This is a genomic window from Mesorhizobium sp. M7A.F.Ca.CA.002.15.2.1, from assembly GCF_003998715.1.
Classification (GTDB): Bacteria; Pseudomonadota; Alphaproteobacteria; order Rhizobiales; family Rhizobiaceae; genus Mesorhizobium; species Mesorhizobium ciceri.
In genome coordinates this window covers 1-9,704 of sequence record NZ_RZPI01000140.1, presented here as the reverse complement: position 1 = coordinate 9,704, position 9,704 = coordinate 1, and the positions used below count along the sequence as shown (strand labels likewise).

General features: G+C 61.3%; 9 protein-coding genes and 1 pseudogene. All 10 read right to left on the bottom strand.

The annotated features are described in order from the left end of the window. A pseudogene (locus ENZ74_RS10930) lies at positions 1–420 on the bottom strand (UDP-2,3-diacylglucosamine diphosphatase LpxI); the annotation flags it as partial. Further along, entirely contained in the window at positions 392–1,225 is an 834-nt protein-coding gene (lpxA, locus tag ENZ74_RS10925) for an acyl-ACP--UDP-N-acetylglucosamine O-acyltransferase (protein WP_063167971.1), read from the bottom strand. The gene lpxA and the pseudogene ENZ74_RS10930, both read right to left, overlap by 29 nt. Before the next feature lie 13 nt (positions 1,226–1,238). Continuing rightward, complete coding sequence (gene fabZ / locus ENZ74_RS10920; protein WP_027036657.1) at positions 1,239–1,706, bottom strand: 3-hydroxyacyl-ACP dehydratase FabZ; 468 nt, start codon at positions 1,704–1,706, stop codon at positions 1,239–1,241. Then, positions 1,699–2,757, bottom strand: coding sequence for a UDP-3-O-(3-hydroxymyristoyl)glucosamine N-acyltransferase (gene lpxD, locus ENZ74_RS10915; RefSeq protein WP_063167970.1), 1,059 nt, complete (start codon positions 2,755–2,757; stop codon positions 1,699–1,701). Before lpxD ends, fabZ begins: the two co-directional genes overlap by 8 nt. A 75-nt stretch (positions 2,758–2,832) precedes the next feature. After that, positions 2,833–5,199 (bottom strand): outer membrane protein assembly factor BamA, encoded by a 2,367-nt coding sequence (gene bamA / locus ENZ74_RS10910; protein WP_063167969.1) that lies wholly within the window; start codon positions 5,197–5,199, stop codon positions 2,833–2,835. A 217-nt stretch (positions 5,200–5,416) separates the two neighbouring features. Further along, entirely contained in the window at positions 5,417–6,559 is a 1,143-nt protein-coding gene (gene rseP / locus ENZ74_RS10905; RefSeq protein WP_063167968.1) for an RIP metalloprotease RseP, read from the bottom strand. 103 nt (positions 6,560–6,662) lie between these two features. Continuing rightward, a complete protein-coding gene (locus tag ENZ74_RS10900) occupies positions 6,663–7,478 on the bottom strand; it encodes a phosphatidate cytidylyltransferase (protein WP_013531757.1) in 816 nt (271 codons plus the stop codon). Then, positions 7,475–8,209: an isoprenyl transferase gene (locus ENZ74_RS10895; RefSeq protein WP_013531758.1), complete on the bottom strand. Its 735-nt coding sequence runs from the start codon at positions 8,207–8,209 to the stop codon at positions 7,475–7,477. Before ENZ74_RS10895 ends, ENZ74_RS10900 begins: the two co-directional genes overlap by 4 nt. A 34-nt stretch (positions 8,210–8,243) precedes the next feature. Continuing rightward, a complete protein-coding gene (gene frr, locus ENZ74_RS10890; RefSeq protein ID WP_013531759.1) occupies positions 8,244–8,798 on the bottom strand; it encodes a ribosome recycling factor in 555 nt (184 codons plus the stop codon). Between the two features lie 92 nt (positions 8,799–8,890). Next, positions 8,891–9,613 (bottom strand): UMP kinase, encoded by a 723-nt coding sequence (pyrH, locus tag ENZ74_RS10885; RefSeq protein WP_013531760.1) that lies wholly within the window; start codon positions 9,611–9,613, stop codon positions 8,891–8,893. Positions 9,614–9,704 lie beyond the last annotated feature (91 nt).

The following is a 9,704-nucleotide window of genomic DNA, read 5'->3' as shown; positions in this document are numbered from 1 at the left end:
GGCTTCGAGGCCCCTCGCCAAGACCTTCAGCAGGCCATCGTCGCCACGCGCGAGCGCCATGACGACCAGCGGAATTACCGCGAGCAGGCTGAGACTGGGGCGCAGCGCAAGCAATCGCGGCCGGCGCTTGATCTCGCCTGCAAGCACCAGATGGGTGATCCGGTGCCGCCGTAGCAATGGGACCAGCGAGCCTATACCTTCCAGAGCGAGGCTTTCGTGATCGTATCGGGAGAGCTCCGCGATGCGGTCGACCTCGCCTTCCATCAGGATGACGAAGGGCGGATAGCCTTGTTCAGCCGAACCGGCCGCGACTTCGACCGGCAGACTGCCGCCGCCGGCAATGATGCCGACCCTGGAGCCCGGCGGAAGATCAAGACGCGCTGCCGCTGTCTCAGTCTTCGTCATCGACATCGTCGCCATCGCCGCCCTTGAGCGACGGCACAGCATAGTGCCGCTTGCCGCGACTGGTGATGAAATCGATGATCTTCATGGCGGTCGGCGACGACGCGAACTCCGCCTTGGCGAACTCGATGTTCTCGCCAACGGTGCGGGAACGATCGAAGATCATCCTGTAAGCCTTGCGCAGCACAAGGATTTCGGACCTTGGCAGGCCGGAGCGCTTGAGGCCGATGATGTTGAGGCCGCGTAGGCTGGCGCGGTTGCCGACCGCTATGGCAAAGGGGATGACATCGCCGACGATCGCGGAGCAGCCGCCGAGAAAGGCGTTGTCGCCGATGCGGACAAACTGATGCACTGCGGTCAGTCCGCCGATATAGACATTGTTGCCGACCTCGCAGTGGCCGCCCAGCGTTGCGCCATTGGCGAACGTCGCATTGTTGCCGACGACGCAATCATGGGCGATATGGGCGTAGGCAAGGAAATTGCCATTGTCGCCGACCGTCGTCTCGCCGCGGCTGGAATCGGTGCCGAGATGCATGGTCACGCCTTCGCGGATCGTGCAGTTCCTGCCGATGACCAAGGTGGTTCGGCCGCCCTTGTGCTTGGTGTTCTGCGGCGGTGCGCCCAATGTCGCCATCGGATAGACCTTGGTCGAGGCGCCGATCGACGTCGCGCCCATCACCGAGACATGACTGACCAGTTCGACGTCGTCGCCGATCACCACATCGGCAGCGACATGGCAGAACGGCCCGATGCGCACACCTTGGCCGATTTGGGCGCCTTCCTCGACAATGGAGGAAGCATGAATGGATGTCTTGATTTTCATAAGCACTCGATCGTCAGTCGCTGGTGACCATCATGGCTGAAATCTCGGCCTCGGCCGCCTTGGCGCCGTCGACCATGGCTTCACAAGCGAATTTGAGCAGGTTGCCGCGTTTCTTGATTTTCTTGACATAGATCTTCAACTGGTCGCCGGGAACCACCGGTTTGCGGAATTTGGCGTTGTCGATGGTCAGGAAATAGACCAGCGACGGCTTTTCGGTACCCAGGCTGCGGATACAGATGGCGCCGGCCGTCTGCGCCATCGCCTCGACGATGAGCACACCCGGCATGACCGGCTGCTCAGGGAAATGGCCCTGAAAATGCGGCTCGTTTATGGTCACGTTCTTGATGCCAACAGCGGATTCGTCGCCATCGATGTCGACGATACGATCGATCATCAGGAACGGATAGCGGTGCGGCAGGAGCTTCATCAGCCCCATAATGTCGACCGCCTCCAGCGTCGTCGACGCGATCATGTCAGCCATTGCCTCCCTCGCCCTGTTTGCGGGTCCTGGCGAGCTTGCGCAGCATGGCTATCTCCCGCATGGCTTCCGCCATTGGCTGTGCCGGATAGCCGCCCCAGATCTCGCCTGCAGGGACATTGCTCATAAATCCACTTCTGGCGGCAAGCTTGGCCCCTGTCCCAATGGTCAGGTGATCCGCAAGCCCGACGCCGCCGCCCATGGTGACATTGTCACCTACGACCACAGAACCCGAAATACCCGAAAGCCCGGCTATTATGCAATTGCGGCCGATGCGGACGTTATGGGCGATCTGCACGAGATTGTCGATCTTGGTGCCCTGGCCGATGATCGTATCGGACATGGCGCCGCGATCGACGGTGGTGTTGGAGCCGATCTCGACGTCGTCCTGGATAACGACACGGCCGATCTGCGGCACGCGCTCAGGACCCTTGGCCCCGCCGACGAAGCCAAAACCATCCTGGCCTATCCTGGCGCCGCCATGAATGATGACGCGATTGCCGATCAAGGCATACTGGATGCTGGCGCCCGGACCGACATAGCCGTCGCGGCCGATCTGGCAGGATTGTCCGATGACCGCATTTGGGGCGATGACGGTGCCGCTGCCGATCGAAGCACCTGGCCCGACAACCGCGCCGGCCTCGATGACGGCACCGGCTTCGACATGGGCGGTCGCATCGACGTGAGCGTGCGGCGAGACGCCGGTTTCGCTGGTCATTGGCCCTGGTGTCGCCGCCCTCGGAAACAGCAGACGCCCGATCAGCGCGAAGGCCTGTTGTGGACGCGGATGAATGAGAACGGCAACGCTTGCCGGCGCCTTGCCGGCAAATTCCGCCGGGCACAGCACCGCGGCAGCCCGCAGCGACGGCATCAGCGCGGAATTACGCTTGCCGTCGACAAAGACGAGCGCGTTCTCGCCGCCCTCGCTGGCCGGCGCGAGTGCTTCGATCAAAATATTGGAGTGGCCGGAATCGACAAGCACCGAGCCGGTCAGATTCGCGACTTCGCCCGCCGTATACCGGCGTGATGGCGCGAAGAACACCGGATCGGTCATTCCAGAAGCTATATCCAGCTAGGTCGGAACATTTCTCCCGGACCCTGAAGACCCGGGAGCATCGTTGGCCGCCGATCAGAAGCGGGTCGATATGCCGAAGTTGAATTCCTGCACGTCGTCGCGCGCTTCCTTCTTGACCGGGATCGCATAGTCGATACGAATCGGACCGAACGGCGACGCCCACATCAGACCAACGCCGACAGAGGCACGCAGCTGCATGTCCGTTGACTCCTGAGCAACGCTCGTAACCTTGCTGCCATAGAGAGTCGCCGCGTCAGCAAACACAGCTCCGCGAAGGCCGAAGCTTTCCGGAACGACTGGCAGCGGGAACTGGGCTTCAGCAGAAGCATTGAAGTAGGTCGTACCGCCGAGATGGTCACCCGTGAGAGGATCCACAGGCCCGATACCGCCATAGGCGAAGCCACGGATCATGCGGTCCGTGCTCTGGAACTGATCGAAGATACGCAGGCCGTCACTGCCATAACCCTCGACATGGCCGGCGCCGCCCGAAATAAGGCCGACAAGATCAAGCGACTCGGACAACGTCTGATAGACGCTGCCGCGTCCCGTGATCTTCACGAACTTGGCATCGCCGCCAAGACCGGCCACTTCGACGGTTGTGTTGGCATAGATACCCTCATGCGGGTTCTTCATGTCGTCGATGGTGTTGTAGACCAGCCCGAGACTGACCGACGACTTGATCCAAGGGCTCTGATCGATGCCATCAAGGATTGCAGTTGAGATATTGCAAGGGCTGCCAGGAATATAAACCCCATCGGTCAAGCAACCATCGTCAACTTTATATTTTTCCTGCGATATGTTGTACGCCAACTGGGTCGTGATGCTGTCGGTGATCGGCAGGCCGAAACGGATCGTCGCGCCCGTGGTATCGCTGTCATAGTTGTTGTTGTATTCCCGCGTCGACTTATAGATGTCGAAACCGGCGGCGATGCGCCGTCCGAGGAAATAAGGCTCGGTGAAGGACAGGCTGTAGTCGCGTGAATTCTTGCCGCCGCCCGCAGACAGCTTGATGAACTGACCGCGACCGAGGAAGTTGCGCTCGGTCACCGAGCCTTCGACCGACGGACCGGCCGTGTCGCCACCGGTCGAATAACCAGCGCCCACCGAGAACTCACCGGTCGATTTCTCAACCACGTCGACCACCAGAACGACCTGGTCGGGCTGCGAGCCAGGCACGGTCGAGATGTCGACTTTCTCAAAGTAGTTCAAGTTTTCCAGGCGCTTCTTCGCGCGCTGGATGAGCACCTGGTTGAAGGCGTCGCCTTCGCTGACGTCGAACTCCCGGCGAATGACATAGTCACGCGTGCGATCGTTGCCGCGGATCTCGATGCGCTCGATATAGGCCTTGGTGCCCTGGTCGATCGTGTAGACGACCGAAATGGTGTGGTTCTCGAAATTGCGGTCGCCGCGCGGCGTGACCTGCGCGAAGGCATAGCCGGAACCGGCCACCTTCTCGGTCAGCGCGATGATGGAATCCTCGACGTTCTTGGCGTTGTAGACGTCACCCTTGTGCGTCTCGATCACCGATTCCAGCGACTTGCCGTCGACTTCAGGGATCGTGCTCTCGACGCTGACATCGCCGAACGTGTAGCGGTCGCCTTCCTGGACGGTGATGGTGACCGTGTACTTGTTCGTCGCGCTGTCGAGCTCGCCGACGGCGGACACGACCTGGAAGTCGGCATAGCCGTGATTGTAGTAGAAGCGGCGCAGCAGCTCCTGGTCCGCGCGCAGCTTGTCATCGTCGTAGACGTCGTCGCGCAGGATGAAGGAAACCCAGGACGAACGCTTGGTGTTGATGATATCCGACAGGCGGCGGCTGGAATAGGCGCTGTTGCCGACGAAATTGATCGCCGCGATCTGCGTGCGATCGCCTTCGGCAATGTTGAAGACCACATTCACGCGATTGTCGCCAAGCTGCATGACCTGCGTGGTCACGGTCACGTCGTCGCGACCAATGCGCCTGTAGGCAGCCTTGACCGACTCCACGTCGGCATCGAGCGTCGCCTGCGAGAACGTTCCGCGTGGCTTCAGCTGCACCGCCGCCGCGAGCGCATTGTCCTTGAGTTTCTTGTTGTTCTGGAACAGCACCTGGTTGACAACCTGATACTCGGCAACCTTGACCACCAGCGTCGAGCCGACCTGGTTGATCTGCACATCCGAAAACAGGCCGGTGCCAAACAGTGCCTTGACCGCACCGTCGATATCGGAACTGGAGAAAGCCTTGCCCGGCTTGATGGTGATGTAATTGCGGATGGTCTCAGCGTCGATACGCTGGTTGCCGCTTACTTCGACTCTGCTGACGACAGCGGCTTCAGCCGCCGATGTGGCAACGAACTGCACTGCGAGCGCGCCTGGCACGACCATGGCCGCGGACAGGGTCACCGCGGACGCGGCGCTTAGAAACTTGGATGCTGCCTTCATCGGGCTTAATAACCTTTTCTCGTAGTCCCCACGGCGAGAAAACCGGACGTGCGGTAATTTCCCCTACCGTATTAACCGGATTTTCCCTACACGCAAGGCTTCTGGTTAATTTGTATTTACTTAACCCTGCGGCGTGGCTTTCGCGTCACTCATATCCCCTTGCATGGTAAACGGCGTCTCAACATCGTCCATGCAGAAGCCAAATTTCTTCATGATTTCAGCACCCAAACAGATCGTTCCAAAAAACGAACCCCATGAAGCACAGCACCAGAAGCAACCCGGCCCGATAGGCCATTTCCATCATCCGTTCCGACACCGGACGGCGAATGACAGCCTCCACCCCGTAGAACAAGAGGTGACCGCCGTCGAGAGGGGGAATCGGCAAAAGGTTCAGAATTCCGATGCCAACGGATAGCAGTGCAACCAGTTGCACGAGCCATTCGAATCCCAGTTTCGCAGCCCTGCCCGCCATGTCGGCGATCTTCACCGGACCGCCCAACTGACATTTGTCTTCGCGCCCGACAACAAAGCGCTGCAGGAACTGGCCGGTGCGCTGGATGACGTGACCGGTTTCCTCGACCGCCGCCGCGACAGCTCCAACAGGCGTGTAGGTGATGAGCCGTGGCTGGCCGAGTTCCTTGTTGTTGACGACACCGATTACAGCGACCTTGACCTTGTTGCCGAGCGCGTCTTCCTGTTCCATCAGCCGCGGTGCCGCGGTCACAGTGACCTCCCGGCCGTCGCGCAGCATGACGAAAGTGATTGCGTCGTCCGCACGGCCCGAGACCAGGCGTTGGACGTCGCCAAAGGTTTCGACCTTGTTGCCGTCGACGCTGACGAATCGGTCGCCGGGAAGGATGCCGGCCTTCGCCGCCGGGCTGTCGGCGGTCACCTCGGCCACCATGGGCTCGGCGACATAACGGCCATAGGCGGTGAACAGCACGGAAAAGACGACGATCGTCAGCAGGAAATTGAACAGCGGCCCGGCCACCACCGTTGCCGCGCGCTTCCAGATCGGCTGCGTGTGGAAGGCGACCTTGCGCTCTTCCTCGGTCAGCGTTTCAATTTCTTCCGACGTGGGCTGGCTCGATGTGGCGTTCATGTCGCCGACGAATTTGACATAGCCGCCAAGCGGTATCGCACACAGTTTCCAGCGCGTGCCGTGGCTGTCGTTGAAGCCGAAGAGTTCCGGGCCGAAGCCGATCGAGAAGGCCCTGACGCCGATGCCGCACCAGCGCCCGACAAGGTAATGGCCCATTTCGTGGACGAACACGACCACGGTCAGCACGAAGAGGAATGGCACCAGCGTGCCGAGGACAAAGCCTTGTGTGCTGAAAAGCGCGTGAAGAATCTCGTTCAAGACAAACCCTCAAATTCTTCCACGGCGCAGACTGCGCCGTGACTGTGACACCAATCCGGGCGAATCCAAGGCGCATCGCGCAAAGGACCTGAAATGACACCACTCAAACGGGAAACAGACCCTGCGCCGGATGATCGGCGTTCGCCGAAATCCAGCCGATGACGTATAGGGCGAATGCGGCTGCGACAAGCCCATCGACACGATCCATGACGCCGCCATGGCCCGGGATGAGCGCGCCTGAGTCCTTGCGGCCATGGCGGCGCTTGACCCAGGATTCAAACAGGTCGCCTGCCTGCGAGACAATCGACAGCACGAGCGCCACCAGGCCGAGCAATGCCAGATTGCCGACACCGGCAGCTACGGCGAGGACCAGCCCGGCGACGACGCCGCCGAGCGCACCGCCGAGCGCGCCGCTGCGCGTCTTGCCGGGCGAGATAGAGGGCGCCAGTTTCGGCCCCCCAACGGCACGGCCAACGAAATAGGCAAGGATATCGGTGGCCCAGACGACCGCAAACAGGAACAGGATGGCAATGAGGCCCGAACGATCGCCATCGCGCAGCAAGGCGAGCGACAGGCCTGAAACCGCGGCATAGGCGAGGCCGCTCGCATCCCATTGTCCGGTCTTGCGAAGCGAGGCGGCTATCGCCGTTGCGGCAACAATGGCCGCCACAAGCGGTAGCAGCCAGGAGGCGGCCAGGCCGCCGATCAAGGCGCCAACGAAGACGACCAGCAATGCTTCCGGCAGGAAACCCAGGCCCGTGACCCCGGTCGGGCGCGACATGCGGGTCCATTCATAGAAGATCGCCGCCGATATCACGGCGCACAGCAGCCGGAACGGCAGACCGCCGATCCAGGTCAGACCGAGAGTGATGATGGCGAGCACGATCGCCGAAACGACACGCAGCTGGAGATTGCTCATCCCGCGGCCGGTCGCGAAGCGACGTCCTGGCCTCCAAGTCCGCCGAAACGGCGTTCGCGGCCAGCAAACTCACGCAAGGCCTCGGCAAGGTGTTCGCGGCTGAAGTCGGGCCAGTAGCAAGGCAGGAAGACAAGCTCGCTATAGGCGGCCTGCCACAGGAGGAAATTCGACAGCCGAAGCTCGCCGCTGGTGCGAATGACCAGTTCCGGGTCGGGAATGCCTTGCGTATCAAGCGCAACGGCAAAGCTTTCGGCAGATATCGCCTCGGCGTCGAGTTCGCCACGCGCCACGGCCAAAGCGAGCTTTTGCGCCGTGCGAACGATCTCGTCGCGTCCGCCATAGTTGAAGGCGATCACCAGCGTCAGAGATTCATTTGCGGCAGTCAGCGTTTCGGCCTCGTCGAGCAGTCCCCTGATATCGGGCTGCAGCCCTGCCCGGTCGCCGATGATTCTAACCCGCACACCGCTCTGGTGCAGTTCGGCAAGGTCACGGCGGATGAACATTTTCAGAAGGCCCATCAGGTCGCTGACCTCGGATTTCGGCCGCGACCAGTTCTCCGACGAGAAAGCGTAGACGGTCAGGTAGGAGATGCCGAGTCCGGGTGCTGCGCGCACCGTCTTGCGCAGCGCCTCGACGCCGGCACGATGGCCCGCAAGACGAGGCAAGCCGCGCGCCTTGGCCCAGCGTCCGTTTCCGTCCATGATGATCGCGACATGCGCGGGCGTTGCCATGTTCTCGCTTTCGGGTCAGCCGGAGGCCAAGACCCTAAACCTGCATGATTTCAGCTTCCTTATCGGAAAGCAGGTGGTCGATGGTGCTGATCGTCTCGTCGGTAAGTTTCTGAACCTGGTCCGAGCGCTTGCGCTGATCGTCCTCGCTGATGTCGCCGTCCTTCTCCGCCTTCTTCAGGAAGTCCATGCCGTCGCGGCGCACATGGCGCGCGGCGACCCGGGCGTTCTCGGCGTAGGTGTGCGAGATCTTGACCAGTTCCTTGCGTCGCTGTTCGTTGAGTTCGGGAAGCGGAATCCTGAGGTTGGTGCCGTCCACGATCGGGTTGAAACCCAGATTGGATTCGCGGATCGCGCGGTCGACCGCGCCGACCATCGACTTGTCCCATACCGATACCGAGATCATGCGCGGCTCCGGCACCGAGACGTTGGCGACCTGGTTGATCGGCATGGTGGTGCCATAGGCCTGCACCTGGATCGCATCAAGCAGATTGCTGGAGGCGCGACCGGTCCGCAGCGAAGCCAGATCATGCTTGAACGCGGCGATGGCCCCATCCATGCGCCGCTTGAGATCGTCGTACTCACCACTCATCTTTATCTCCTCGACCCGTCTAATGCGGGCTCACTGCTCCGTCTTCGAATCGGACCTTCGAAAACCGGTTTCCCTTCGAGCCTGGCCGCCGATCAATCGTCCGCGACGACCGTGCAGCGGCCGCCGCCCCTCAGAATATCGCCGAAACCACCTTTTTCGTGGATCGAATAGACGATTATCGGAATGTTGTTTTCGCGCGCAAGTGCAATCGCTGCAGTATCCATGATGGAAAGGCCGCGATTTATGACTTCGCCATGGCTGATGCGCTCGAAACGCGTCGCATTCGGGTCCTTCTTCGGGTCCGCCGAGTAGACGCCGTCGACCTGAGTGCCCTTGAACAGTGCGTCGGCGCCGATTTCAGCCGCGCGGAGGGCGGCGGCCGAATCAGTGGTGAAGAACGGATTACCGGTGCCGCCGGCGAAGATCACCACCTTGCCCTGGTTCATGTAGGCAGTCGCCTGGCGCTGCGAAAAGCTCTCGCAAAGTTCGGGCATGGCGATCGCCGAAAGCACCACGGCGTCGACGCCGATCTTGTTCAACGACGTGCGCAGCGCCAGCGAGTTGATCACCGTGGCAAGCATGCCCATGTGGTCGCCGGTGACACGGTCGCCGCCCTTGGAGGCAACGGCCACGCCGCGAAAGATGTTGCCGCCGCCGATGACGACACCGACCTCGATGCCCAATGCACGCGCCTCGGCGATGTCGCCGGCGATGCGATCCACCACTGAAACGTCGATGCCGAAATGCTGCTCGCCCATCAACGCTTCGCCCGACGCTTTCAACAAGACACGTCGGTAGAGGGGCTTCACCGTCATCTGGGCCTCTTCATTTGCATGTGGCGCGTTTCGGTGGCTACCCTCGCGCAGGCGCCGCCTCGAAACAATGGCGTTCCGATACACGAAGGGC

Bases quoted from the DNA above. Each gene is read 5' to 3' on its own strand.
- lpxA (WP_063167971.1), bottom strand. From the start codon at position 1,225: ATGAAAATCAAGACATCCATTCATGCTTCCTCCATTGTCGAGGAAGGC.
- fabZ (WP_027036657.1), bottom strand. From the start codon at position 1,706: ATGGCTGACATGATCGCGTCGACGACGCTGGAGGCGGTCGACATTATG.
- lpxD (WP_063167970.1), bottom strand. From the start codon at position 2,757: ATGACCGATCCGGTGTTCTTCGCGCCATCACGCCGGTATACGGCGGGC.
- bamA (WP_063167969.1), bottom strand. From the start codon at position 5,199: ATGAAGGCAGCATCCAAGTTTCTAAGCGCCGCGTCCGCGGTGACCCTG.
- ENZ74_RS10900 (WP_013531757.1), bottom strand. From the start codon at position 7,478: ATGAGCAATCTCCAGCTGCGTGTCGTTTCGGCGATCGTGCTCGCCATC.
- ENZ74_RS10895 (WP_013531758.1), bottom strand. From the start codon at position 8,209: ATGGCAACGCCCGCGCATGTCGCGATCATCATGGACGGAAACGGACGC.
- frr (WP_013531759.1), bottom strand. From the start codon at position 8,798: ATGAGTGGTGAGTACGACGATCTCAAGCGGCGCATGGATGGGGCCATC.
- pyrH (WP_013531760.1), bottom strand. From the start codon at position 9,613: ATGACGGTGAAGCCCCTCTACCGACGTGTCTTGTTGAAAGCGTCGGGC.